Here is a 25,648-nt window from a genome sequence, read left to right as displayed (position 1 = left end):
ACTGTAGTTTCCTGCGGTAGGAAACTGTAATATGCTGTAGTTTAATTAGATAAATACCTATGTTTTGCCTCTCTTTTTACCAGTCGTAGCCGTCGATATAACCGTCGAAGTAATCATTCGTTTCAAGCCCAAGTTCTTTTGCCTGCTTGATGATGTACTGCTGTTCTGTAGGATGGATCAGCCATTCCCCTTTGCGTGCAAGATAATAATTCTTGCGTCCGAAGTGGGAGATAAGCCTGCAGCGGAATGTTTGGGCGGCATTTACTTTCAGAGAGCCGATCAGGTTCAGGAAGCCCTTGGCATAGCGGATTTCTATGTTCGGGCGGTAATATTTGCAATCTCCCTTTATGTTTTTGATTGCAGCCGGGCTTAAAGTCAGCAGGAATGCCGGTTTTGCCGGGGCATGCTCCAATGCCAGATGCTGGAGGCAGGTAGAAGACTTGGGGCAATTGTCTGCGGCGCATGCTCCGTAATTGTAAGGGACTTGGGAATAATCGAATTTAATCATGATAGAATTACTATTTAAGATGATCTATAATATATAATGTATGCCTAAAAACGAAACAACTGTATCATCAGCAACCCCAACGCAACCGACACTCCGGTCGCAACCAGCCCCGGCATCATAAACGAATGGTTGAGGAGATATTTGCCGATGTGCGTCGTTCCGGTGCGGTCGAAGTTGATGGCGGCCACGATGGTCGGATAGTTCGGGATGAAGAAATATCCGTTTACGGTCGGGAATAAGGCGATCAGCATATAAGGCGATATGCCGAGGGCAATCCCCAACGGCAACATCGCGCGGATAGTCGCCGCCTGGCTGAACAACAGGATGGACATCACGAACAGGGCCAGGCCGAACAGCCACGGCATTTCCGTCACCACATGTTCGATCGAGCCTTTCAGTTCCGCCATGTTCCCGCCGATAAAGGTGTCGCCCATCCAGGCGATACCGAAGATCGCAACGACTGCCTGCATGCCGGCGGAGAAGACGGAGCCTTGCACGGCCTTTATCCCGTCCGTCCGGGTGGCGAGCAGGATAAGGGCGGCAGCCGAAAGCATCAGGATCTCGATGATATGCGCCATCTGCATTTGCCGGGTCGCCCCGTCTGCCAGGCTGAACACCGGGCGCAGCGAATCCATCGAGCCGAACAGGACGATGCCGATTGTCGCCGCTATGAATATGATCACCGACAGGAGGGCGGCGCGATGGTTCTCGACTCCTTTCGCCACATATTTATCGTCCGTGAACTCCCCGTTTGCGACGCGGCGCAGGTATTCCGGGTCTTCCGTCAGCTCTTTGCCGACGCGCAGGGAACAGAACGCTCCTGCCAAAACACCGGCTAAAGTGCAGGGGACGGAGATCATCAGAATGTTCATCAATGAGATGTCATATCCCGACAGCATGCTGAGCAATGCTACGGTCGCCGCCGAGATCGGACTGGCCGTAATCGCCTGCTGGGAAGCGATAACGGCAATCCCTAATGGCCGTTCGGGACGTATCTTCGTTTCGGTTGCAACCTCCGCTATCACGGGAAGGACCGAATAAGCCACATGCCCCGTCCCGGCAATGAAGGTGAATATATAAGTGACCAGCGGGCTAAGGATCGTGATCTTGGAAGGATTCTTGCGCAGCAGTTTTTCCGCCCATTTCACCATCAGGTCCAGTCCGCCGGCTGCCTGCATGCAACTGGCGGCTGCGATGACAGCGACGATCATCAGCATCACGTCGATAGGAGGGGAGGTCGGTTCGAGGCCGAATACGAAAGTAAGGACAGCCAGTCCCAGGCCACCCAATACGCCCAAACCGATACCGCCGAGGCGGGCTCCGATAATAATTGCAATTAAAACGAATAGTAATTGTAACAACATGTCTTGTAAAATGCAGATTTAGTTTGTAAAGGTTGCAAATTTAATTATTTTTGTTGCGCTAAGTACTACAAAAACAATTAATACGAATGAAAAGAATCTATTTCGCAGCTTTGGTAGGCTTGTTTGGGTGTGTGTCGGCATTGTCGGCACAGGGGCGGAGTGAGCTTTTGTTGGAGAAAAACTGGAAGTTCACGCGCGAAGACAACAATGAGTTTATAAAACCTGCTTTCGACGACAGCAAGTGGCAGTCCGTGACTGTCCCGCACGATTGGGCGATCTACGGCCCTTTCAGTTCCCAGAACGATAAACAGGAGGTCGCCATCTCGCAGGACGGCCAGAAGGAGGCGATGGAGCATGCCGGGCGTACCGGCGGGCTGCCGTTTGTCGGTGTGGGCTGGTATCGCACCGAGTTAGACGTCCCGCAGTTCCAGGCAGGCAAGCGGGCGACGATCCTGTTCGACGGGGCGATGAGCCATGCCAATGTCTATATCAACGGGCAGAAGGTCGGCTATTGGCCGTATGGTTACAACTCTTTCCACTTCGATATCACGAAATATCTGAAGCCCGGACAGAAGAACACGTTGGCAGTGCGTTTGGAAAACCTGCCGGAATCTTCGCGCTGGTATCCCGGAGCCGGTCTTTACCGGAATGTTCACCTGATCGTGACCGAAGACGCCTATATCCCGGTTTGGGGTACATATATCACGACTCCTTCGGTAAACGAAAAGTTTGCCAAAGTGAACGTGCGCACCAAAGTGGTTCTTCCCGAAGGGGCTGATCCCGCCAAGTACAGCGTGGAAACCAGCGTATGGAACCCGAACAAGCAGAAGTTGACGGCTGTCCGCACTTCTCTTGCGCAGATGAAATACAACAACGACCAGGCGGAGCAGGAGTTTATTATCCAGGAGCCGTCCTTATGGTCGCCGGAAATGCCGGCTTTGTATTCCGCAGAAACCCGTCTGTATGAAGGCGACAAGCTGAAGGATATCTACACGACTCCTTTCGGTATCCGTTCGATCGAGATTATACCGGACAAAGGCTTCTTCCTGAATGGCAAGCGGACCGTCTTTAAGGGCGTCTGCAACCATCACGATCTCGGCCCGTTGGGGGCTGCCGTCAACGATGCTGCCATCCGCCGCCAGATCCGCATCCTGAAAGACATGGGGTGTAATGCGATCCGTACCTCCCACAACATGCCTGCGCCTGAGCTGGTAAGGGCTTGTGACGAAATGGGGATGATGATTATGGCGGAGAGCTTTGACGAGTGGAACATGGCGAAATGCAAGAACGGCTACAACCTGCTGTTTGACGAATGGGCGGAGAAAGACATGGTGAACCTGATTCACAACTTCCGCAACAATCCGAGCGTCGTTATGTGGTGCATCGGTAACGAAGTGCCCAACCAGTGGCCTGAAGGCGAATGCAAGACGGCCAAGTGGTTGCAGGATATCTGCCATCGCGAGGACCCTACCCGTCCCGTGACACAAGGCATGGATAATCCGGATGCTGTGGTCAACAATAACTTTGCGGCTGTAATGGATGTGCCCGGTTTCAACTACCGTCCTTTCAAATACAAGATAAACTATAAGAAGTTGCCGCAGCGGATCATTTTAGGTAGCGAAACCGCTTCGACGGTCAGTTCACGCGGCGTTTATAAATTCCCGGTCGAACGTAAGGCGATGGCTAAATATGACGATCATCAGAGTTCAGGCTACGACGTGGAACATTGCGGTTGGTCCAACTTGCCGGAAGACGACTTTATACAGCATGAAGATTTGCCGTATTGCATCGGTGAGTTCGTGTGGACCGGCTTCGATTATTTAGGTGAGCCGACGCCTTACTATACGGATTGGCCAAGCCATAGTTCCCTGTTCGGTATCATCGACCTTGCGGGTATTCCAAAAGACCGTTTCTACCTCTACCGCAGCCATTGGAACAAAGCTGCGCGTACGTTGCATATCCTGCCGCACTGGACCTGGCCTGGACGTGAAGGTGAAGTAACGCCTGTCTTTGTTTATACCAATTATCCGACAGCCGAACTCTTTATCAACGGTAAGAGCCAGGGTAAACGCACGAAAGACCTGAGCATCGAACTGGACAGCAGCTATACGGAAGCCGCCCAAAAGAGTTTCGAGCGACAGAAGCGCTACCGCCTGATGTGGATGGACACGAAATATGAACCGGGCACGCTGAAAGTGGTCGCTTATGACAAGGATGGCAACGCCGTCGCCGAAGAGGAAGTGCATACAGCCGGCAAGCCTCACCATATCGAACTGACTGCCGACCGCGACCGTCTGAAAGCCGATGGCAAGGACCTCTCTTTTATCAATGTCCGTGTTGTCGACAAGAACGGTAACCTTTGTCCGGATGCCACCCATAAGGTGAAGTTCAACGTCCGCGGCTCCGGTTCTTACCGTGCGGCAGCCAACGGCGACCCTGCATCGCTCGAATCTTTCCAGGCCCCGCAGATGTCCCTTTTCAAAGGACAATTGACAGCAATCGTACAGACGGAAGAAACACCGGGCGTCATCGTCTTCGAAGCCTCTGCTCCGGGTGTGAAAAGTTCAAAAATCGAATTGATCAGCGAATAGGTAGAATTATCTGCCCATCCCGATAAAAACGAATAGGCATCGGATTGGAAACGGACAGGCATCCGTTATGAATCCGATGCCTATCTGTTTTTTATTTGTTAGTAACGATATTCCCAAACACATCGAACTCGACCGTTACAGCCTGCCCGTTGTGCATGACATTGAATTTGTGGAAGGCGCCGTTGGCATCGATAAACATGTAGATAGATTCCACCTGGTCGCTTCCGTATTCGGAGGCTTTGAACGCATCCATGATGACTGTCGGAACTTCCTGTTCCGAAACTTTCCAGGTCGTACTTTTCCAAGTATATATCTGGGTCAGTTCGACAATCTTTAAAGTCTTCCCGTCGAGGATCGCCAACTGTACACCGAAAGTCGTATTTTCTATATCCAGCAACTCTGCTCCCTGGAAGGTCAGTTCCATCAGGCCGGCCACTTTTTCGGGGACGATGATCGGTTGATCCACATCATCTTTAGCATTATCGACCGCTTTGATCAGGTCACCATATAAAGTGTAATACAGGTCGGTTTCCTGTTCCGCCTTTTCTACTTCTACCTTATATACGGTTCCCATTCCGGCTCTGCCGATGGTATCGGCTTCCTCAATCTTCCAACCGGCATATTTCCCTTGTCGGATATCGGTCGAGATAGCTGTGGGCAACTCGTTGAGCGGCAAATCCGTCTTGATCATGGCCCATACTCCGAGATGGTCGAACCAGGCGGTGTTATCGAGAGAGTTATTTTCAAAGTCAATTACATAATAATCGTCATTGACGGTCCATTCAGTGTCGCGTGCATCCGGATATTTGGCCTTGAAAGCATCCAGGATTGTTTTAGGAGGTTCGATACCGCCCGGTATGTTTTCGTCGTCTTTGCTACAGCCGGCAAAGAGCAGGGCGAAACTTGCGAAGATCGTAAAGACTGAAATTTTAGCGTTCATAATTTATCGTTTTAATTTGTTACGAATAAACAACAACAGGGATGGAAAAGTTTTCTCAAAACCGAACACACTGTCCGATATTGAACACTTATTCCGGGTCATATCTTCACGTAATCAATGATTTATGTTTTTGGCACGGAGTTTGCCTTGTAAAAGCCGTCAAGGCGGGAATGCCGGAAAAAGAAGAATTAAAACAATACTAAATATGGACAGAGAGATTTCAAAAGAAGTACAGAGAAAGGAACAACGCAAACAGTTTATCAAGATAGGAGCGGTCGGCGGTGGTCTTATCGTCCTGATCGTAGTGGTGATCTCCATGCTTCAGACCAGTCTGAAACGGAAAGACCTCAACATTTCTAAGGTCGACAAGGGAGTGATCGAAGTTTCGGTCAGTGCGTCCGGTAAAGTGATCCCCGCGTTTGAGGAGATCATCAATTCGCCGATCAACTCCCGTATCGTGGAAGTGTATAAGCGGGGCGGGGATTCAGTCGATGTCGGCACGCCTATCCTGAAACTGGATTTGCAGAGCGCCGAGACGGAATATAACAAGCAGTTGGACGAAGAACAGATGAAGAACCTGCAACTGGAACAGCAGCGCGTGACGAACCACAACAAACTTTCGGAAATGGAAATGAACCTGAAAGTCTCCCGCATGGAACTGGATCGCAAAGCTGTCGAACTTCGTAACGAACGCTATTTGGACAGCTTGGGAGCCGGTACGACCGATAAAGTCCGCCAGGTGGAACTCGATTATAACGTGAGTGTCCTCAAACTGAAGGAAGACGAACAAAAATATAAGAACGAACAGGCTCTTGCCGAAGCGGATCTGAAAGTAAAAGAGTTGGAATTGAATATCTTCCGCAAAAGCCTTGCCGAAACACGGCGTACGTTGGAAGATGCCCAGATCCGTTCGCCCCGCAAAGCGATCCTGACCTATGTGAACAACGAGATCGGTTCGCAGATCGGACAGGGAGCGAAGGTGGCAATCGTTTCCGACCTGTCACACTTCAAGATCGAAGGCGAGATTGCCGATACCTACGGCGACCGTATTGCCGCAGGCAGCAAGGCGGTTATCAAGATCGGCAGCGACAAGCTGGACGGCACGGTGAGCGATGTGACTCCCTTGTCAAAGAACGGCGTGATCTCTTTCACCGTCCAGTTGGAAGAGGATAACCACAGGCGTCTCCGCTCCGGATTGAAGACCGATGTCTATGTCATGAATGCCGTGAAAGACGACGTGCTCCGTATCGCAAATTCTTCCTATTATGTAGGAAAAGGGGAATACGAACTCTTTGTCGTGAACGGCGACCAGTTGTTGAAACGCAAAGTGCAGTTGGGAGACAGCAACTTCGAGTATGTGGAGGTGGTCAGCGGCCTGCAGGAAGGCGACGAGGTCGTTGTCTCGGATATGAACGCTTATAAGGATAAAAACAAACTGAAATTAGAATAATATGATTAAGCAATACGTCAAACAAGCTGTCCAGATGCTGAAAGAGAACCGGCTCGTCAGCGTCATATCCATTGCAGGGACGGCAATATCCATTGCCATGATTATGGTGGTGGTTCTGGTATTCCAGATACAGTTCGCCAACTTCTATCCGGAGAATGACCGCGACAGGATGATGTATGTGGACAGTGGTACGGAGGTTCAGTCGAGTGAAGGTTGGAACCGGGGTAATATGTCACCCGAAGCCGTGAGAGAATGTTTCTACTCCCTGAAACAGCCCGAAGCGGTTTGTGGATATGCCTCCCAGGTGAAGCCTTTGTCCATACCGGGAAAGCGGATGTATAAGGCTTATGATATCAAATATACCGATCCCGGCTTCTGGAAGATCTTCTCTTTCCGTTTCGTGGCAGGCAAGCCTTTTACTGAGGCCGATTTCGATTCGGCTATTTCGCAGGCAGTCGTGTCGGCGGGCATCGCGAAGTATCTGTATGGGACGACCGATGTCGTCGGGAAGCCTGTTATCATCGATTTGGCTACATATACGATTTGCGGCGTGGTGGAAGATGTCAGCCGCGCAGCCAATACGGCATACGGTGATGTCTGGGTTCCCTATACGTCTGATCACATTCTGATGTCGAATGTCTATTCGGAGGGTATGTGCGGATGGTTCGCCGTATGCCTGTTGGCAAAAGATAGCCATGACTTCGATGCGATCCGCCAGGAGCTGCTCGGACAGATCGCCCGCTATAACTCCACGAAAAAGGATGCACAGATCAACTTCTTCGAGAACCCGATCACCCGTTTCGATGTCGCAATCGGTTCTGAAGGACAATCTAAGGTCGAACTGAAAGACTACCTGATGGAGACAGGCGGCCTGTTGTTGTTCCTGTTGCTCGTCCCGGCCCTGAACCTGCTGGGCGTAACACAGTCTTCCGTACAGAAGCGGCGTTCGGAGATGGGAGTGCGCAAGGCGTTCGGCGCGACTTTCGGAGTGCTTGTCCGCCAGGTGTTGTACGAAAACTGTGTCATAACCCTTTTGGGGGGCGTTTTAGGACTGGCTTTGTCGTTGTCGTTCCTGCCGCTTTGCAAAGACTTCCTGTTGAAGGATAGCGGAACATCCTTGAGCGGAGATATGATTTTTCAGCCGGCCGTTTTCTTACTGGCATTGCTGTTCAGCCTGCTGATCAATTTGCTTTCGGCCGGTATTCCTGCCGTGCAGGTCGCCCGGCAGCAGATCGTGACATCCTTGAAAGATGGAGAGGAGAATAGATAAACCATTAATACGATAAGACAATGATTAAGCATATACTGAAAATAATATGGAACCAGCGCAGAAGCAATGTCTGGATATTTATGGAGTTGCTGTTGGTCGTAGCCATTCTTTGGGTCATGATGGATTCCTTGTATGTGGATATCCGCACCTATAGAACCCCATTGGGTTTTGATATAACGAACGTCTACAAAGTAAACTTCGGGAAGATGAGCCCGGATATACCCGGTTACGTTCCGGACGAGCTGCACCAGTCGTCCGACGGAGAAGATTTGATACGTCTGGTTGATAACCTGCGCCAGAATCCCCAGGTGGAAGAGGCCAGCCTTTTTTACGCTGCCTGTCCTTATTCCTGGAATACTTCCTGGAATTCCCTGATTCAGGCGGAGGCCGATACGGCGCAAAAGGCCAATGTATTCCAGTATTTCAGGGTGCAGCCTGCCTATTATGATGTGTTCCGGTTTACGGATCAGGAGGGGCATCCCCTGCGTCCGATCGTAGAGCAACATACGGGTGAGATTGTTGTTACCGCCGATATGGAGAGAGACTTTTGGAACGGACAGCCGGGGCTGGGCCGGCAGGTGAGATGGAGCGGTACTTCTACAGGATCGATGACTGTAGCTGCTGTTTCCGCATCGATCCGGCGGACGGAATATGATAAGAGCGTGCCTTGCTTCTATAACGTGTGGCGCAGTGATAAGGATGTCATCGATGTTGCCGGTTGGGCACAGGCGCAGAACATAGAGTGCTGCATCCGGATGAAAGACGGTTTCCGGGCGGAAGAAATGGAGACGCTATTGCAGCAGATGAGCGACCGCCTGACTGTGAATAACCTCTATGTGTCCAGTGTAAAGCCTTTGCAGGAGATGCGCGCCTCTTTCCTGAAACCCCGTACGGATAACCTGACGAAGAAATGCTTTCTTGTCGGTTTCATGCTGGTCAACGTCTTCTTCGGCATCGTCGGGACTTTCTGGCTCCGCACGCAATACCGCCGGGGCGAACTGGGACTGCGTGCCGCCCTCGGCGCTTCCCGGAGCAAGCTCAAACAGTTCATGAATGTAGAAGGTCTTAGCCTGCTGTTCTTCACCGTGCCGCTGGTTCTGATCTTTATCGCCAATGTGCTCTACTTCGATTTGCCGGACACCTATCGCCAGCCTTACACCTGGTGGCGTTTCTTAGCCACTTTCGGCAGCGCGCTCCTGTTGCTGGCCGGCATGATCTGGGTCGGTATCTGGTTCCCGGCACGCAGGATTGCGAAGATGGACCCGGCAGAGTCATTACATTACGAATAATAAACCATCACGAATATGTTCAAACAATATTTCAAGCAAGCCATCCAGATGTTGAAGGAGAATCGCCTTACCAGTGTGGTCTCGATTCTTGGGACAGCGCTTTCGATTGCGATGATACTGGTGGTGATCCTCCAGTTACAGATCAGGCTGGTCGGTTTCCGCCCGGAGTCGAACCGGGACAGGATGCTTTACATCATGGGAATACGGGCAGATTCACAGGATAACAAAAACCGGAATTCGACCGCCATGTCCGACGGCGTAGTGAAAGAATGCCTCTATCCGCTTCAGACGCCCGAAGCGGTGACGGCAATAACGAGTAGCAAGGCGATCATCTCCCTGCCGGACCGCCAGTTGTTCGAGGAGTATGTAATAAAGTATACCGATCCCGGTTTCTGGAAGGTATTCGATTTCCGTTTCACTGCCGGCAAACCGTTTACGGATGCGGATTTCAGTTCCGGCCTGCCTCGCGTGGTCATTACGAATACGTTGGCACGCAAACTTTTCGGATCGGAAGACCCGATAGGGAAAGAGGTGATGATCGGGTACGTGCCGCATACGGTTACGGGAGTGGTGGAAGACCCGACGCGGGCAGCCAACAATGCCTTCGCGGATGTCTGGGCTCCTTATACCAGCAATACGAATTATGTGAACGGCAGGTCGTGCGGAGGTGTCTGCGGTAGTTTCCAAGGGGTTATCCTGGCTCGCTCGGCGAGCGATTTCGAGGCGATCCGTTCGGAGATCAAACAGGCGGTCAGCCGTTATAATGCTGCCGGCCGGGAGTTTGTTTTAGGAATAAACTTCGTATTCTCCCGTTTGGACCTGGCATTGGGATCGAACGATATGAACGGAGGTATCTTGAGGGGATGGAAAGAATATCTGACGGAAACGGCTCCTTTGCTGTTGTTCCTGCTATTGGTGCCGACGCTGAACCTGACGGGTGTCGTCCAGTCGTCCGTTCAGAAACGCCGCTCCGAGATGGGGCTTCGTAAAGCGTTCGGGGCGACGAAAGGACGCCTGCTGACACAGGTCTTATGCGAGAATCTGATTATCACCCTGATCGGGGGCTTGATCGGGATCGTCCTGTCGGTCGTCCTGCTTCAACTCTGCAAGTCGTTCCTGTTGACAAAGGAGACAGCGGTCACCTTCGAGATGCTCTTCAAACCCGTCCTGTTCGTTGCCGCCCTCTTCTTCACGCTGCTGTTGAACCTGCTGAGCGCCGGCCTCCCGGCAATCCGCATCGCCCGTGAACAGATTGTGGATGCGTTAAAGGGGAAGGAGAAATGATGATTTATATGTGAGCTAACAAACAAAGCTGTGCCTTATGTCGTAGCCTCTCTTTTGCCGTCTGCTTCAGCAGACGGATTAAAAGGCCTGGAGGCAAAGCCTCTTCTTCTGTGGGCTTTAGCCCCTTTAAATAGAATCCATAAAAGGGGCTAAAACCCACAGAGGAACCGGCAAAGCCGGAACAATCATCTATCCGTCTGCTGAAGCAGACGGCAAAAGAGAGCCTGAGGCACGACACTATAATCACAAGCATGAAACACACCGGTAAATCATCATTTATTTACCGGTAACATATTAATAATAAAATAAACCCAATATAATGATCAAACATATTCTAAAGATAATGTGGAACCAGCGTCGCAGCAACGGCTGGATATTTGCGGAACTGTTAGTGGTGGCCGGCGTGCTCTGGATGATGGTGGATGCGTTCTGGGTGGATTACCGGACGTATCATGCACCGCTGGGCTTCGATGTAGAGAACGTATGGCGTTTTAAGCTGAGCACATTGGATGTGAAGGCGCCGGGCTACGTCCCCGATTCCCTCTACCACTCGTCCGACCCGGAAGACCTGACGCAGTTGATGACTCAGATCCGCCAGAACCCGGAGGTGGAGGATGTTTGCGTCACCTTCTATTCCTGCCCCTATTCGAACGGTAATTCCTGGCGGGAAGTCAAGCCGATGGATGGCGATACTGTTTATGCCAAGAATATGGAGACATTCCAGATGCGCAACGTCACGCCGGAATATTTCCGCCTCTTCCGTATCCGGACAGTCGACGGGGAACCGGTCTACGACAAGGTCGCCGGGCGGCATAACGTGATTGTGATCACGCCTGAAATGGCGGAAGGCTTCTATCACGGCGCCCCGAATGTTGTAGGCCGCCGCGTGTATCATGGCGGTCGCGATCTGTCGTCCGAGATCGCAGCAGTCTCCGCCTCCATCCGCACGAACGAATACGAGCGTCCGGAAGCCTCTTATTTCCAGTGCTTGGAAGGAGAAACTTACAATTCTACCGTCAGTAGCTTCGGTGCGAGCAGCGCCGAGTTTTGTGTCCGCATGAAACGTCCTTATACGCAGAACGAGATGAACCTGTTCCTGGACGGAATGGGGGAGAGGCTGAAGGTCAACAACCTCTATGTCTACGGCATTGCCCCGATTTCCTCTTTCCGCGAACAGCAACTGAGTTGGAAGGAGCGGGAGGCAAATAATAAGATGTCCCTGATGGCTTTCATGCTGGTAAATGTCTTCTTCGGCATCATCGGCACTTTCTGGCTTCGCATGCAGAACCGCAAAGGCGAGATCGGCCTCCGTATGGCTTTGGGCGCGCACCGTATCACGCTGGAACGCTATCTGTATGCCGAGGGGCTTTGCCTGCTTGCCTTGACATTGCCCTTGCTGGTCATCTTCGCCTTCAACATGGCTTATATAGACCAGCTCGATTCCTACCGCCAACCGCTTACATTCATGCGTTTCCTCATGACCTTCGGCTTCACCTATCTTCTGATGGGCGCCATGATCTGCATCGGTGTCTGGTTCCCGGTACGCAAGGCGGTACGGACGGCGCCGGCGGAGGCGTTACACTATGAGTAAGAATGTTATTGTTAACTCTATAAAATATAAGCAATTGTAATATGATAAAGCATTACTTTAAACAGGCCCTCCGGCTCTTGAAGGAGAACAAGTTGCTGAGCGTGATCTCCATCCTCGGAACAGCTTTGGCTATCTGCATGATCATGGTGATCGTGATCCTGTATGTCGTGAATACGGCAGGGTTCAGGCCGGAAGTGAACCGGGAGCGTACCTGCTATTTCACCAATATTATGTCGTTGGGGAAAGAAGACGGGCGACGTATGTCGTACAGTGGCATCGGTCTCCCTCTTTTGGAAACTTGCTATTACCCCTTGCAGTCTGCCGAGGTAGTGACCGGTGTTCTCCGGAAACGGTGGGACAAGCTGCCCGCTTCCACTATGGACGGACTACGGCGTTATAACAGTCAGGTGATCTTGACAGACACCGCCTTTTGGCAACTTTTCAAGTTCGACTTTCTGGATGGTGCGCCCTTTGCGCCTGCAGCCTTTATGAGTGGCATCCGCGAAGCAGTGGTGAGCGAAAGCGTGGCACGTACACTGTTCGGGACCGTGCAAGCGACCGGAAAAGAGATGAAACTCGACTTCACTGTCTTTCGTATCTGTGGCGTGGTAAAAGACGTTTCCCGTTTTGCCAATAAAGCCTGGGCGGAAGTTTGGCTACCGTACACGACCGACCCCGGTTACCGGCAAGGGTGGTGCGAAGGGATCAATGGTAACTTTCAGTGTTATGCCCTGTTGAAAGAAGGGAAAAACCGTGAAGATCTGCGCCGTGAAGCGGAGGCGCGCCTCGCCAGCTTCAACTCGACCCTTTCCGATTACAAGGCTGACATGCTCCATTTGCCCACCACGCAGGTCGAAGAATGGCTTTACGGCGGAAACGAGAAACCGCAGGATGTGTCGCGGGCCTACCTTCGCTACGGGGTTGTCCTCTTTATCCTCCTGCTTGTCCCCGCGCTTAACCTTTCGAGCATCACCTTTTCGCGAATGCGCAAACGGGTGGCCGAATTGGGTGTGCGCCGTGCCTTTGGAGCCACAAAGCGGGACATCGTTTCCCAGGTGCTTTTAGAGAACCTTGTGCTTACTTTGGCAGGAGGCTTGCTTGGGCTTGTCCTTTCTTTCTTTTCCTTGTGGCTGTTGCGCGACTGGCTGCTGACGACCTCGTTGGGAGAGGCCCGCCTCTCTGCCGGCATGTTCAACGGTTATGTGTTCTTGGCGGCTTTTCTCTTCTGCCTGGTGATGAACCTGATGTCGGCGGGTATTCCGGCATGGCGGGTGTCGAGGGTGAATATTACGGACTCTATAAACAGTTGATGGCTTATGTTACGAATGATCTTCATACAACTTTGGAATGAGCGCAAAAGCAATGTGCTCATCTTTTTGGAACTTGTCGTCGTTTCGGTATTTCTCTGGTATGCATCAGATGCTCTCTATGTCCAGTACAAGAGTTTTGAGCGGCCGCTGGGATTCGACATATCGAACGTTTACCATGTGCAGCTTGCCACCGTGCCGGTTTCGAGTGCGGACTATGATACTTCCGTCGTGCATAGCAGGAAGGGGGGCAGCGACTTTTTGGCTGTTTACGACCGTTTGGCGCATCATCCGCAGGTGGAGGCTGTCTGTTATACAGGTGGCAACCATTTTCATTACAGGGGTAGTAACCAGTTTGCCACTTTCAAAAAAGATTCGTTGATGCGGCATGGATATGTGCGGCACGTAGATCCCGCCTATTTCCGTGTCTTCCGGGTGAAAACCGCTGACGGCCAATCATGGGAAACCTTGACGAAGGCTTTGGACGAGAACCGGATCGTCGTGACGGGAACGGTCGGGACGGACTTTTTCGGCTCTGCCGCCAAGGCTTTGAACCAGGAAATACAGATCACAGACCAGGGTGACCGCGATAGCGTTTTCTATCATATCGGAGCTGTCTGCGAGCCGCAACGTTACAGCGATTTCATGGACTATGACTATGCTTACTACAAAGCGGCCGGAAGCCGGGAGGCGATTGCCAATTCAGGCGACGGCCTCGCGAACGGGTGGAGCCTCTTCATCCGTGTAAAACCTGCAGCCGACAACAATCGTTTTGTCGCCGGCTTCACCCGTGAGATGTCGCAGCAACTTCGCCTCGGCAATATCTACTTGAAAGATGTCGTCCCGATGTCATATTATCGTAACGAGATGTTGCGCTATTGGATGGATGACATACGTTTCTACTTCTCCTGCATCCTCTTCTTCCTGCTCAACGTCTTCCTGGGTATCATCGGGACGTTCTGGTTCCGCACGCAACAGCGCAGCGCCGAGATCGGGCTAAGGATGGCGATGGGGGCTTCGCGGCGTAACATCTTCCGCCACCTGTTTGCCGAGGGGTTTGTCCTCTTGGGCGTGGCGTTCGTGCCTGCCGCGCTCGTCTTCGCGAACCTGATGTATTTAGAGGTGACGGAGTGGAGCGCGATGCAGATCCCGGTGCTTGGGCGTTTGCTGTGCGGCATGGGGATGACGCTTGGGTTGATCGGCATCATGGTCGCTATCGGCATCGGCTTCCCTGCCTACCGCGCCATGCGGCTGCAACCCGCCGATACGCTGCATGACGAGTGATGCAAAAACGGACAATGTGTTCGATATCGGACACCTGTTGCTTGGCGTAATGATTGATTAATAGCGACTTACTTCTTTGGCACGCAATTTGCCCATTGAAAGAATATACAGGGAAAGCGATCCTTGCTAAATATTGAAATGCTGATTTATCAGCGAGCTAACAAACGAGATTTGTCTCGTGGCTGTAGGCTCTCTTTTGCCGTCTGCTTCAGCAGACGGTTTAAAAGATTTAGAGGCAAAGCCTCTTCCTCTGTGGACTTCAGTCCCTTTCATCTATTGTATCAAAAGGGGTTAAAACCCACAGAGGAACCGGCAAAGCCGGAACAATCATCCATCCGTCTGCTGAAGCAGACGGCAAAAGAGAACCTGCGGCACAAGACGCTGCCTTGTCTGTTTGCTCACCCATAAATCATCATTTACAATCAAACAGAATATAATAACAACGGGTCGTGAAGACGCACAGCCGTGTGTCTCTACAGCCCACAACAAACAATAACGATTATGATAACACTTACAAATCTTGAAAAGATCTACCGGACGAAAGAAATCGAAACGGTTGCCCTGGAGAACGTGAACCTGACAGTCAATCAAGGAGAATTCCTGAGTATCATGGGCCCCTCCGGATGCGGCAAATCCACCTTGCTGAACATCATCGGCCTGCTCGATGCCCCGACCTCCGGCACTGTCGAGATTGCAGGGACCAACACAGTCAATATGAACGACAAGCAACTGGCGATGTTCCGTAACCAGAAGTTAGGTTTCGTCTTCCAGTCTTTCCACCTGATCAATTCGCTGAATGTGCTCGACAATGTCGAACTGCCCCTTCTCTACCGCAAGGTCAGTGCCAAAGAACGCCGTGAAGCCGCCGTTGCCGTGCTCGAAAAGGTCGGCCTTTCGCACCGCATGCGCCACTTCCCGACCCAGCTCTCCGGTGGCCAGTGCCAGCGTGTCGCCATCGCCCGTGCCATTGTCGGCAATCCCGACATCATCCTTGCCGATGAGCCGACCGGTAACCTCGATTCCAAGATGGGCGCCGAAGTCATGGAACTGCTCCACAAACTGAACAAGGAAGACGGACGCACCATCGTCATGGTCACCCACAACGACGACCAGGCCAAGCAGACAAGCCGCACGGTACGCTTCTTCGATGGTCGCCAGGTGATGTGATAAGGTCTCCGGGTTGGCGTCCCGTCGGCATACGGGCGTACCACGCCTTCGACCCTTACCGAGTGATACCTTGCCTCCTAACTATCAGGTGGCGTACCTCCTACCTATGAGGTATAAAACCTCCTACCTGCGAGGTGTCGTGCCTCCTACTTGGGAGGCAAGCTATCACTAACGGGGGTGAGACCTCAGACTACGGTAAAGGTGAGGTATCCATACCGCTCCTGCTTGTATAGCTTGTAGGTAGGCGTGAACTGGCTTCCCACGATAGCCTCCCATTCTCCGGGGGTAAAATCGAATTCCGGCATGAAGCAAAGGCGGATCGAAGTGTTGATAAAGACTTTCTTAGGTGGAAAGAAATACTCCTCGCCGGTTTCGACACACCGGAGTTGGATACCGACGCCGGGCAGGTCGCCCATCAATTTGAGGCGGCTGCCGTAGATCGAAACAAACGGATGGCGTCCTGCGGGAAGCTGGTTATAAGGCTCGGTGCTATTGATCGTGCGAGGTTCGATCTCAAGGCTGACATAAGCCGGATGAGGGGCATTGGCATAAGTCCCCTGCGTGATGTTTTCGACCGGGATGCGTGCCGTGCGTTGTTTCAGTTGGGGCGAAGGACGAAGACAGGGGGTGAGGGTATGTTTCTTGCGGTTGAACTTCTCGCCCAAGTATTCGAAGCTCCCGTTTGCTGTGATCTCCGTGCGGCCGAAGCCGAAATCGACGTTAAAGCCGTCTTCGATGGCCTCGTAGATTTCTTTTTTGATGATGTTGAAAGTCGTGACGAAGGTTTCTTTGCGGAATTCGCTCCTTTTGTCGACAATACGTTGGGCGATCGTTTCGATGTCGATGGTACGGCGATAGAGGACACTGGCTGTGTAGCTTTTAATACCCGGCAGATTGCTTTTGCTGACGCGGATATATGATTTCGGGGGCTTCGGTCCCAGTTCTGATTCAGGTAATTCTTTGTCCATGATCGTTCAGATTTAATGATTAGGTGATAAAGGTAAGAATAAAAAAGGTAATAATGGAAAATGCTGATTTATGAGTGAGCAAACAGACAAGGCTGCGCATTGTGTCGCAAGCTCTCTTTTGCCGTCTGCTTCAGCAGACGGTTTAAAAGGTCTGGAGGCGAAGCCTCTTCCTCTGTGGGCTTTAGTCCCTTTTTTAATATAATATTTAAAGGGGTTAAAACCCACAGAGGAACCGGCAAAGCCGGAACAATCATCTATCCGTCTGCTGAAGCAGACGGCAAAAGAGAGCCTACGGCATGACACTATAATCACAAGCAAGAAACACACCGATAAATCAGCATTTACCAAACTAACACATTATATAATATAATATGTATAAACAATATCTCAGACAAGCCTGGCAATTGATGAAGCAGAACCGTTTCTTCAGTGCCGTCTATATCATCGGTACGGGATTGGCGATCTCGATGGTGATGGTGATGGCTATCGCCTATCATATACGTACGGCCAATATGGCTCCCGAAGTGCATCGCGACCGGATGCTGTATGTCTCTTTCCTTGAATATGCGAAGGATAAAAGCACCAGCTCGTTCTTTTTCAGTGCCCGCTCGGCTAAAGAATGCCTCCTGTCCTTGCAAACGGCCGAGGAGGTGGCGGTGACGACCGATCCGACGATCATGTCGATATTGGCAGGCGAATCGTATGCCCGGCTGTCCGGCACGGGCGATCCCTACAAAGTGGTGATGATGGGGACCAACGACGGCTTTTGGCGTATTTTCGACTTTACCTTTATAGACGGTCGCCCGTTCGGCGAGCCGGAGTTCCAGTCTGCCTTGCCCCGTGCGGTGATCTCTTCGTCGCTGGCGAGGAAGATCTTTTCGCGGACGGATGTGTCGGGACAGGCCTTCCTGCTGGATGATGTGGAATATATCGTGAGCGGAGTGGTGGAGGATGTATCGTATATCACCCCTGCGGTCGTTGCCGATTTGTGGGTTCCCTATTCCTGCCTTCCCACTGTTATGGAGACGGGTAATAGCGAACGGGAGGCATCGCTGGGCTTTCTGGTAGGATGCATCCTGCCTGCCCGCGGCGTCTCCGAAGAAGAGGTAGCGCATGAACTGGACGAGCAGATCCGGCTTTACAACTCGACCTTGCGCGATGGGAAGATCCGGCTGATGAATGGCCTGGAAGCACATGGCAGGCATGTGGTCAGCCAGTTCGCAGGAGGAAGCATCGGGAGCGGGGCGAGCGGGGCAAACGGGATGAACCCGGTGAATGTCCTCTATTTCGTATTCTTCCTGCTGATCCTGCTCTTCCTGCTGGTCCCGGCTATCAATCTTTCGGGCTTGAACGCCTCCCACATGCAGGACCGCATTGCCGAGTTAGGCGTGCGCAAAGCTTTCGGGGCGCGCAGGACGGGGCTGTTCATGCAGATTTTGATCGAGAATATGGTGCTGATGCTGCCCGGAGGATTGGTCGGCTTGCTGTTCTCTTACCTGCTGATCCTGCTTTTCCGGAATCTGTTGCTGGTTCCGGGAGTGTTTGTCATGATGATGGGCGGGGCGAATATAGACCTGACTCCGGGGATGATGCTGAACCTTCCGGTCTTCGGGTATGCCTTTTTGGTCTGCTTGGTGCTCAACTTCCTGTCGTCGTCGATACCGGTCTGGCGTGCCGTACGGGTGAATATAATAGATGCTATAAACAGTTAAACGGAGAAATGCCATGTTTAAACATATACTCAAACTGATCAAGGCCCAGGGCAAAAGCAATGCCTGGGTGTTTATGGAACTGCTGATCGTCTTTATCTTGCTCTGGTGGTCGATCGATGCGACCCTGATGCAGGGTATTACCGCCTTGCAGCCGGAAGGCTTCTCGGTTGATAATGTCTGCAAGGTCACCTTGGCGGTCCGTCCGCGCACCAGCGCTTCCTATGTGAATTATCAGGAAGGCAGCGAAGAGGTCGGGAAAAACTATCTTCGTATCATCGAGCGTCTGAAGATGCATCCGGATGTCGGGACGGTCGCTTTCTTCGGACCGCATTCGGCGCCTTTTAATTATTCGAGTAATAGCAGGACTTGCTGGAACGATACGGTCTCGGCAGTCAACAGCCTTCGTTATACGGTCACACCGGATTATTTCCGGGTATTCGACATCCATGCCGTTGACGGAGGTTCTCCCGACCTGTTGGCGGATGCCTTGGCAGACGGATGGGTCGTCAGCCGGACGTTGGAGGAGAAGCTCGTTGATGGTGCGCATTTGCAGGGCAAGCGCTTGGCTTGGGATAATAAAGGGGATAGCACGACCTACCGTGTCAACGGCATAACAGTTCCGATCAAGAAGCAGGGTTTCGACCAACCCCGTCCGGTTGTTTTTACGCTCCTGACGGAAAAAGATCTATACGAGGCAGACGAGCGGGAATTGGGGCAGATGCAGATCGCTTTCCGCCTTCGCTCCGGTGTAACGGGCTCGTCCGACTATGCGGCATCGTTCAAGACGGAGATGAAGCAGAGTTTAGCTGCCGGCAACTTCTGGCTGGCCGATGTGCAGTATTATCCGGATATCCGCGGGAAGTTCCTCGATAACACGATGCAGGTGAACGGGCAGAGATTGAATATCGCAGTGAATGCCTTCCTGTTGGTGAATGTCTTCTTAGCGGTGATCGGCACGTTTTGGTTTCGTGTGAACCGCCGCAAGGGCGAGTTGGGGCTGCGTATGGCAGTTGGTTCTTCCCGTCGCACGATCCGGCAACTGGTCGTTGGCGAAGGGTTGTTGATCCTGACGATTGTCAGCATTCCGGCTTTGCTGCTTTGCCTGAACATGGCTTATGCCGATATGCTCAGCACGGTGGTGATGAAGGTGACCTTCGGACGTCTGTTAGTTGTCAGCCTGTTGACCTGGGGAATCCTGGCCGGCATCATCTTCCTGGCAACCTGGTATCCGTCCCGCAAAGCGTCGCGGTTGGAGCCGGCGGAGGCGTTGCATTATGAATAATTGTCAATTAAAAACAAATGGTATGTTGAAAATCTATCTTAAACAAGCCTGGAACCTAATCCGGCAGGAACGTCTCTTCAGTCTGATCTATGTCGTCGGGACAGGGTTATCTGTGTCGATGGTGATGGTTCTGTCGATCGTCTTCTACATGAAGATTGCCAATATCTATCCGGAGACGAACCGCGACAGGATGTTGGTCGCCAAGAGCGGGATGATCAAACATAAAAATGGTTCCCAATCCAGTAGCTCCCTCTCCGAAAGTATGATAAACACTTGCTTCGGTTCCCTGAAAGGTGTAGAGGCGGTTGCGTTGATTTCAAGGCATGATGGCGAATGTATGGTGCAGCCGGATGGAGATCCCGTACAATTGCCGGTGACGGTCAAGTATGTGAATACGGTCTTCTGGAAGGTTTTTGAGTTCCGCTTTTTGAATGGCAAGCCGTTTACCGATGCCGATCAGCAGTCTGCTATCCGGACGGCGGTCATTGCCGAGAGCTTGGCGCGCCGTTTGTTCGGTACGACCGATGCTGCGGGCAAGTTCATATCGGTCGATTTCCGGCAATATCGGGTCTGCGGTGTGGTAAAAGATGCTTCGCTGGTTACAGAAAAGACTTATGCTTTGGTCTGGTTCCCTTATACGGTGGCCGACGGGTACAAACCGAACGGCAGTTGGTACGATACACAGGCGTTGGGCGATTATCATGCTTATATCTTAGCTTCGAAGGGTACGGATTTGAAAGCCTTAAAAAAGGAGGCGGAAGAAAAAGCGGAGCGTTATGGGAAAATGCTGGGTGAAGAGACTTTCACGGCATTGGGACAACCGGATTATTATTGGCAGTCCTGCTTCCGGTATTGGAGCAATGAGAGACCGGATTATGTATTACTGTCCTTGCAATACGGGTTGATTATCCTCATTTTTTTACTGGTTCCGTCTGTCAGTCTTTCCGGCATGACCGATTCCCGTATGGAAAGGCGTTTGTCTGAGATGGGCGTGCGGAGGGCTTTCGGGGCTCCGGTCGGCACGTTAATGACGCAGATCATCTCTGAAAACTTCTTGTTTACGGCACTGGGTGGAGTGTTCGGGCTGATTTTTTCATATCTGCTGATCTATCTCACACGTGACTGGATTTTGCAGATCGGGGCAAGTTTTGTCAATGCTTTGCCGGAAGGGGCGGATGTTGTTTTCAGCCCCGGCATGCTGATGAATTATCAGGTGTTCGGCATTGCGCTGCTCGTCTGTTTCGTGCTGAACCTGCTTTCTGCGCTGGTTCCGGCCTGGAGGGCTTCACATCGTCAGATCATCGATTCGTTGAACGCAAAATAAAAGTCTTATGTTAATACATATATTCAAACAGATATGGAACCGTAAGCGGAGCAACTTATGGATCGGAATAGAACTTTTGCTCGTCTTTTGCCTGCTTTGGTACATTGTGGATTATTTCTTTGTCCTGGAATATAACAAGAGCCTGGCTTCCTGCCGGGATCTGAACCATACCTGGCAGGTCGATGTGGCTTTGCTCCCGGAAGAGCATCCGGAGTACCAACCGGGCGAAAGCGACTCGACAGCTCTTCTGGATAACTATTTCCGCGTGCTGGACCGGATCCGCCATCATAAAGATGTGGAGGCGCTGGCCGTGTTAAGCGGTTGGAGCACGCCTGGTGGAGGTGGTTATTATGGCGACTGGTTCCGGAGCCGCCGGGATACGACACGTGAGGGAAACGGACAGGCTATCCTGTTTGATCCGCAGACCGATTTATTCAAGGTTTTCCGTTATACGACACAGGACGGCAAGCCCGTGGCGGTCGAAGATTTCGACTGGTCGGACCCTAAAGCAATCGTTATCGGGGATCTGGCTGTCAAAACCTTTTTTCCGGACGGGAACATATTGGGAGAGGTATTGGAATCCCCAAGCAGTCCGGAGACCAATTTTGTAGTAAAAGGTTCGATCGGCGATATCAAACGTTTCGATTATGAACGTCCGCAACTGGCATTCTATCGTGCGGAACGGATCAAGGCTGATAACATAGCCGAGATGGAGATTGCTGTCCGTAACCGGGAAACTGTGTCGGACAGGCGATTTTTACAGGAGTTTAAGGAGACGATGAGCCGTGAACTGCGTATCGGCAATTTCTACCTGAGAGAAGTCAAGTCTTATAAGCAGATAAATGCTGATACGGATTTCAGTTTCGGGCAGACAAGTAACGTGCGGATACATACCGGTATGATGTTATTCTTTCTGGTCAATATCATGCTTTGCGTAATGGGAACATTTTGGTATCGCATTCGTGTACGGCGTGATGAAGTCGGCTTGCGCATGGCGATGGGAGCGACACGTGCCAATATCCGGAAGATGCTGGTGCTGGAAGGGCTTTGCCTGTTGGCAGTCGTGACTTTGCCTGCTATGTTGATCGAGACTCAACTCGTATATCTCGGTTTGATCGATACGCTGGGGCAGGGGAGGAATAATCTGGGGTATCTTCCCGACCGTCTTGTCCTGCGTTTTATCCTGACCAATTTATTAACTTGGGTTTTGCTGGCAGTGGCTATTGTTGTTGCGATCTGGCTTCCGGCCGATAAGGCGGCGAAGTTGGCCCCGGCAGATGCCCTACATTATGAATAAAATCAATAACACTATTTGTTTTTTTGTTAAAAGCCCGACTTCGCAGGGATTGCGGGGCCGGGCTTGACTCTTTTAAAATGTCATGGAAGCATATATGCCGAAATGTTTATCGCTTGCAACGGGGCTGATAGACAGGTTATGCTTCGCGGCAAACGGACGGGTAAAAATGTAAGCGCTTCCGGCTCCGAGAGCGGCTCCCGCCACTACGTCCCACCAATCGTGCTTCTTGGCATATGTCCGGCTCCATCCTACATACGAGGCAATTGCATAGGCCGGAATTCCCCATTTCCAACCGTAACGCCGTTGAATAAACGCTGCTCCTGTAAATGATACCGAAGTATGCATGGACGGAAACGAATGTTTGTCGCTACCGTCCGGACGCTCTTTCTTGATCAGATATTTCAGAGCATACGTCATACCTATAGTAGAAACTCCTGCCAAAGCGCCTTGCTTCAATCCTTGCCAGTCCTGCAACACCAATACGGTGGTCAGGCTCGCTACAGGCGTTACGAATGCCAACACATCACCTGACGTACGGACGGCCTTGCGGCTTCCGCTTATCTCAACTTCTTGCGCTTTTCCCGATAAACAAACGAATAATACGAAAATCAGGGTAAGAATTCGTTTCATTTATAGATATGCCTTGTTTGCGTTATTTGCTTCTGTCAAGAATGATGCGGCTGATACGGGCTTGTACCTGCATTAAGGTTACAAGGTCTGCGCTTTCAAAGTCGATATCAATGAGTTTAATTTTGCTTTTCTGTATGGATCTGCGTGGTGAATGCCCCATTTCCCTTACTAAATCATCAATCATTTCTTTGATTTTCTCTGCTCTTTTCGGATAATTTACTGTACGTGCCATAATCTCCTGTTTTAATATTTAATTAATAATGGCACAAATATAAACAAAGAGAATTGTAAAACAATGAAATAAAAGATTATTCTTTTAAAATAGTCATTTAAAATTCCAGTTTAGGAATAAAAATAATCAATCCGACTATTGCTGCCGCTATTGCCATAATTAAAACGGCGCCAGCTGCGAGGTCTTTCGTCTTTTTTATCGCTTCATTGTATTCGGGTGAGACTAAATCGGCCAATGATTCAATGGATGAATTGACCGCTTCGGCCGATAATACGGCTCCGATTACGATCACGACCGTTACCCATTCTGTCTTGGATAAACCGAAGGAAAAGCCGGCTATAACCACACAAATAGCTGCAAAACAATGTATCCATGCATTGTGCTCTTTTTGTATCAATAAACGGATGCCATTAAAAGCATACCGGAAACTGGCCAGTCGTTTACGAAAAGTGAAGCCGCTGTTTTTCATATTATTTATTGTTTTGAGAGAACAGGACAAAGATATGAATAATACTTCAAAAACGGACACACTGTTCATTTTCGGACACTATCGTTTTAGACATATTGCAGATAATCAGTTATATATCTTTTTGGCATAGCTTTTGCCAACGGAAAGGCAAAACATTTATTACGATGAAAAAGATTTATATAGCCATCATTTCTCTCCTGTTGTCGGGCTCCGGATTGCAGGCACAGGAACAAGATACCGTCAGGCTGACCCTCAAAGAAGCTATCAACCTGGCGCAAATGCAGTCGGTGGATGCTGCGGTTGCCTTGAATGAGCTGAAGACTGCTTACTGGGAATACCGCACGCATATCGCCGACCAGTTGCCGGAGATTAACTTCAAGGGGACGCTTCCAGCCTACAGCAAACAGTATACCAAATACCAGCAGTCCGATGGTTCGTACACCTTTGTCCAGAATAACTCGCTCGGCCTGAACGGAGAGATTTCGATCGATCAGAATATCGCCTTGACCGGTGGTAAGATCTCGTTGAACTCTTCCCTCGATTTCAACCGGCAGTTGGGAAAGGGCGCTTTCAACGAATATATGAGTGTGCCTATCGGGTTGACACTCACGCAGCCGATCTTCGGTGTGAACAACCTGAAGTGGAAAAGGCGCATCGAGCCTGTCCGCTACCAGGAAGCGAAAGCCGCTTATATCGAGAGCGTGGAAGGTGTGACGATCAACACGATCGGCTATTTCTTCAACCTGCTGCTGGCGAATGAGAACTTGCAGATCGCCAGGCAGAACCTCGAAAATGCAGATAAGCTGTACGAGATAGCTGTTGCCAAGCGCAAGATCGGCCATATCTCCGAAAGCGAACTGATGCAGTTGAAGCTGTCTGCCTTGCAGATGAAAGGGAAACTGACCGAGGCGCAATCCAGCCTCAATGCCAATATGTTCCAACTCCGTGCTTTTTTGGGTTTGAGCGAACAGGAAGTGATCGAGCCGATCCTGCCGGAGTCCGCGCCTTCTCTGCGGATGATCTATGAGGTTGTGTTGCAGAAAGCACAGGAAAACAATTCGTTTGCCAAGAATATTCGCCGTCGCCAGCTGGAAGCCGACTATGAGGTGGCGACAGCTAAAGGAAACCGCCGCAGTATCAACCTTTTCGCCACGATCGGTTATACCGGAAAAGATCATACATTTGATTCTGCCTATAACCGGCTGAAAGGAAACCAGGTGGTGGAAGTCGGCATGACGATCCCGATTCTCGACTGGGGCAAGCGCCGGGGAAAAGTGAAAGTTGCCGAATCTAACCGCGATGTGACTTTGTCCAAGATCCGTCAGGAGGAGATCAGTTTCAACCAGGATATTTTCTTGTTGGTGGAAAACTTTAACAACCAGGCCGCCCAGTTGGAGATCGCACAGGAAGCGGATGTGATTGCCGAGAAGCGTTACAGGACTTCTATCGAGACATTCATGATCGGGAAGATCAATATCCTGGACCTGAACGACGCGCAACAGTCGAAGGATGAGGCCAAACAGAAACATATCCAGGAGTTGTACGACTATTGGAATTATTATTACAATATCCGTAGCGTCACCCTCTATGATTTCATCAATGACCGGACTCTCGATGTGGAATTTGAGAAGATCGTGAAGCGATGATCGATTTAATTCCATAAATTTGCAAATCAATGATGAAAATTTA

At 51.0% G+C, this 25,648-nt stretch carries 21 protein-coding genes; 14 read left to right on the top strand and 7 right to left on the bottom strand.

The features are described from left to right. Positions 1-76 precede the first annotated feature (76 nt). Positions 77-508, bottom strand: a complete 432-nt coding sequence (locus H8S65_RS01990) for a DUF6078 family protein (RefSeq protein WP_222616225.1) — start codon at positions 506-508, stop codon at positions 77-79. A 44-nt stretch (positions 509-552) separates the two neighbouring features. Continuing rightward, positions 553-1,872, bottom strand: coding sequence for an anaerobic C4-dicarboxylate transporter family protein (locus tag H8S65_RS01985; protein WP_186928288.1), 1,320 nt, complete (start codon positions 1,870-1,872; stop codon positions 553-555). Between the two features lie 86 nt (positions 1,873-1,958). Here H8S65_RS01985 and galB point away from each other — a divergent pair, with 86 nt between their 5' ends. Continuing rightward, a complete protein-coding gene (galB, locus tag H8S65_RS01980) occupies positions 1,959-4,463 on the top strand; it encodes a beta-galactosidase GalB (RefSeq protein WP_186928287.1) in 2,505 nt (834 codons plus the stop codon). Positions 4,464-4,554: 91 nt separating this feature from the next. Here galB and H8S65_RS01975 read toward each other — a convergent pair whose 3' ends face one another. After that, positions 4,555-5,403 carry a PepSY-like domain-containing protein gene (locus H8S65_RS01975; protein ID WP_186928286.1) on the bottom strand — a complete coding sequence of 283 codons (849 nt, stop codon included), beginning with the start codon at positions 5,401-5,403 and terminating at the stop codon, positions 4,555-4,557. 205 nt (positions 5,404-5,608) lie between these two features. On the opposite strand from H8S65_RS01975, the gene H8S65_RS01970 reads away from it, so the two are divergent. The 8 genes from H8S65_RS01970 to H8S65_RS01935 all read left to right on the top strand — a co-directional run bounded on the left by H8S65_RS01970 (position 5,609) and on the right by H8S65_RS01935 (position 16,045). Next, a complete protein-coding gene (locus H8S65_RS01970; RefSeq protein ID WP_186928285.1) occupies positions 5,609-6,853 on the top strand; it encodes an efflux RND transporter periplasmic adaptor subunit in 1,245 nt (414 codons plus the stop codon). A 1-nt stretch (position 6,854) separates the two neighbouring features. Further along, positions 6,855-8,123 (top strand): ABC transporter permease, encoded by a 1,269-nt coding sequence (locus H8S65_RS01965; RefSeq protein WP_186928284.1) that lies wholly within the window; start codon positions 6,855-6,857, stop codon positions 8,121-8,123. Between the two features lie 20 nt (positions 8,124-8,143). Next, positions 8,144-9,412, top strand: coding sequence for an ABC transporter permease (locus H8S65_RS01960; protein ID WP_186928283.1), 1,269 nt, complete (start codon positions 8,144-8,146; stop codon positions 9,410-9,412). Positions 9,413-9,427: 15 nt separating this feature from the next. Beyond that, on the top strand, positions 9,428-10,696 hold the full coding sequence (locus H8S65_RS01955) for an ABC transporter permease (RefSeq protein WP_186928282.1): 1,269 nt from the start codon (positions 9,428-9,430) through the stop codon (positions 10,694-10,696). Between the two features lie 319 nt (positions 10,697-11,015). Beyond that, positions 11,016-12,287 carry an FtsX-like permease family protein gene (locus tag H8S65_RS01950; protein ID WP_186928281.1) on the top strand — a complete coding sequence of 424 codons (1,272 nt, stop codon included), beginning with the start codon at positions 11,016-11,018 and terminating at the stop codon, positions 12,285-12,287. A gap of 41 nt (positions 12,288-12,328) precedes the next feature. Then, positions 12,329-13,597, top strand: a complete 1,269-nt coding sequence (locus H8S65_RS01945) for an ABC transporter permease (RefSeq protein ID WP_186928280.1) — start codon at positions 12,329-12,331, stop codon at positions 13,595-13,597. Positions 13,598-13,603: 6 nt separating this feature from the next. After that, positions 13,604-14,878: an ABC transporter permease gene (locus H8S65_RS01940; protein WP_186928279.1), complete on the top strand. Its 1,275-nt coding sequence runs from the start codon at positions 13,604-13,606 to the stop codon at positions 14,876-14,878. A gap of 501 nt (positions 14,879-15,379) precedes the next feature. Beyond that, complete coding sequence (locus H8S65_RS01935; RefSeq protein ID WP_186928278.1) at positions 15,380-16,045, top strand: ABC transporter ATP-binding protein; 666 nt, start codon at positions 15,380-15,382, stop codon at positions 16,043-16,045. A 185-nt stretch (positions 16,046-16,230) separates the two neighbouring features. On the opposite strand, the gene H8S65_RS01930 is transcribed toward H8S65_RS01935, so the two are convergent. Beyond that, positions 16,231-17,013 (bottom strand): DNA-binding domain-containing protein, encoded by a 783-nt coding sequence (locus H8S65_RS01930; protein WP_186928277.1) that lies wholly within the window; start codon positions 17,011-17,013, stop codon positions 16,231-16,233. 371 nt (positions 17,014-17,384) lie between these two features. Between H8S65_RS01930 and H8S65_RS01925 the strand changes: the two genes are divergently transcribed. The 4 genes from H8S65_RS01925 to H8S65_RS01910 are packed head-to-tail and all read left to right on the top strand — an operon-like array spanning position 17,385 to position 22,628. Further along, a complete protein-coding gene (locus tag H8S65_RS01925; RefSeq protein WP_186928276.1) occupies positions 17,385-18,725 on the top strand; it encodes an ABC transporter permease in 1,341 nt (446 codons plus the stop codon). A gap of 13 nt (positions 18,726-18,738) precedes the next feature. Next, positions 18,739-20,007 (top strand): ABC transporter permease, encoded by a 1,269-nt coding sequence (locus H8S65_RS01920; RefSeq protein WP_186928275.1) that lies wholly within the window; start codon positions 18,739-18,741, stop codon positions 20,005-20,007. 22 nt (positions 20,008-20,029) lie between these two features. Beyond that, complete coding sequence (locus H8S65_RS01915) at positions 20,030-21,331, top strand: ABC transporter permease (RefSeq protein ID WP_186928274.1); 1,302 nt, start codon at positions 20,030-20,032, stop codon at positions 21,329-21,331. A 7-nt stretch (positions 21,332-21,338) separates the two neighbouring features. Continuing rightward, positions 21,339-22,628: an ABC transporter permease gene (locus H8S65_RS01910; protein WP_186928273.1), complete on the top strand. Its 1,290-nt coding sequence runs from the start codon at positions 21,339-21,341 to the stop codon at positions 22,626-22,628. 72 nt (positions 22,629-22,700) lie between these two features. Here H8S65_RS01910 and H8S65_RS01905 read toward each other — a convergent pair whose 3' ends face one another. The 3 genes from H8S65_RS01905 to H8S65_RS01895 form a co-directional block, all read right to left on the bottom strand. Next, a complete protein-coding gene (locus tag H8S65_RS01905; RefSeq protein ID WP_186928272.1) occupies positions 22,701-23,258 on the bottom strand; it encodes a phosphatase PAP2 family protein in 558 nt (185 codons plus the stop codon). A 22-nt stretch (positions 23,259-23,280) separates the two neighbouring features. Next, complete coding sequence (locus tag H8S65_RS01900; RefSeq protein ID WP_186928271.1) at positions 23,281-23,490, bottom strand: hypothetical protein; 210 nt, start codon at positions 23,488-23,490, stop codon at positions 23,281-23,283. 97 nt (positions 23,491-23,587) lie between these two features. Beyond that, positions 23,588-23,959, bottom strand: coding sequence for a diacylglycerol kinase family protein (locus H8S65_RS01895; protein WP_186928270.1), 372 nt, complete (start codon positions 23,957-23,959; stop codon positions 23,588-23,590). Between the two features lie 164 nt (positions 23,960-24,123). On the opposite strand from H8S65_RS01895, the gene H8S65_RS01890 reads away from it, so the two are divergent. Continuing rightward, positions 24,124-25,605, top strand: a complete 1,482-nt coding sequence (locus H8S65_RS01890; protein WP_186928269.1) for a TolC family protein — start codon at positions 24,124-24,126, stop codon at positions 25,603-25,605. Positions 25,606-25,648: the final 43 nt, after the last annotated feature.

It is taken from the genome of Parabacteroides hominis, from assembly GCF_014287585.1.
Lineage (GTDB): Bacteria > Bacteroidota > Bacteroidia > Bacteroidales > Tannerellaceae > Parabacteroides > Parabacteroides hominis.
Note: the sequence above shows the minus strand (reverse complement) of the source record. Positions and strands in the feature narration are given on the sequence as shown.

Bases quoted from the DNA above. Each gene is read 5' to 3' on its own strand.
- H8S65_RS01990 (WP_222616225.1), bottom strand. From the start codon at position 508: ATGATTAAATTCGATTATTCCCAAGTCCCTTACAATTACGGAGCATGC.
- H8S65_RS01985 (WP_186928288.1), bottom strand. From the start codon at position 1,872: ATGTTGTTACAATTACTATTCGTTTTAATTGCAATTATTATCGGAGCC.
- galB (WP_186928287.1), top strand. From the start codon at position 1,959: ATGAAAAGAATCTATTTCGCAGCTTTGGTAGGCTTGTTTGGGTGTGTG.
- H8S65_RS01975 (WP_186928286.1), bottom strand. From the start codon at position 5,403: ATGAACGCTAAAATTTCAGTCTTTACGATCTTCGCAAGTTTCGCCCTG.
- H8S65_RS01970 (WP_186928285.1), top strand. From the start codon at position 5,609: ATGGACAGAGAGATTTCAAAAGAAGTACAGAGAAAGGAACAACGCAAA.
- H8S65_RS01965 (WP_186928284.1), top strand. From the start codon at position 6,855: ATGATTAAGCAATACGTCAAACAAGCTGTCCAGATGCTGAAAGAGAAC.
- H8S65_RS01960 (WP_186928283.1), top strand. From the start codon at position 8,144: ATGATTAAGCATATACTGAAAATAATATGGAACCAGCGCAGAAGCAAT.
- H8S65_RS01955 (WP_186928282.1), top strand. From the start codon at position 9,428: ATGTTCAAACAATATTTCAAGCAAGCCATCCAGATGTTGAAGGAGAAT.
- H8S65_RS01950 (WP_186928281.1), top strand. From the start codon at position 11,016: ATGATCAAACATATTCTAAAGATAATGTGGAACCAGCGTCGCAGCAAC.
- H8S65_RS01945 (WP_186928280.1), top strand. From the start codon at position 12,329: ATGATAAAGCATTACTTTAAACAGGCCCTCCGGCTCTTGAAGGAGAAC.
- H8S65_RS01940 (WP_186928279.1), top strand. From the start codon at position 13,604: ATGTTACGAATGATCTTCATACAACTTTGGAATGAGCGCAAAAGCAAT.
- H8S65_RS01935 (WP_186928278.1), top strand. From the start codon at position 15,380: ATGATAACACTTACAAATCTTGAAAAGATCTACCGGACGAAAGAAATC.
- H8S65_RS01930 (WP_186928277.1), bottom strand. From the start codon at position 17,013: ATGGACAAAGAATTACCTGAATCAGAACTGGGACCGAAGCCCCCGAAA.
- H8S65_RS01925 (WP_186928276.1), top strand. From the start codon at position 17,385: ATGTATAAACAATATCTCAGACAAGCCTGGCAATTGATGAAGCAGAAC.
- H8S65_RS01920 (WP_186928275.1), top strand. From the start codon at position 18,739: ATGTTTAAACATATACTCAAACTGATCAAGGCCCAGGGCAAAAGCAAT.
- H8S65_RS01915 (WP_186928274.1), top strand. From the start codon at position 20,030: ATGTTGAAAATCTATCTTAAACAAGCCTGGAACCTAATCCGGCAGGAA.
- H8S65_RS01910 (WP_186928273.1), top strand. From the start codon at position 21,339: ATGTTAATACATATATTCAAACAGATATGGAACCGTAAGCGGAGCAAC.
- H8S65_RS01905 (WP_186928272.1), bottom strand. From the start codon at position 23,258: ATGAAACGAATTCTTACCCTGATTTTCGTATTATTCGTTTGTTTATCG.
- H8S65_RS01900 (WP_186928271.1), bottom strand. From the start codon at position 23,490: ATGGCACGTACAGTAAATTATCCGAAAAGAGCAGAGAAAATCAAAGAA.
- H8S65_RS01895 (WP_186928270.1), bottom strand. From the start codon at position 23,959: ATGAAAAACAGCGGCTTCACTTTTCGTAAACGACTGGCCAGTTTCCGG.
- H8S65_RS01890 (WP_186928269.1), top strand. From the start codon at position 24,124: ATGAAAAAGATTTATATAGCCATCATTTCTCTCCTGTTGTCGGGCTCC.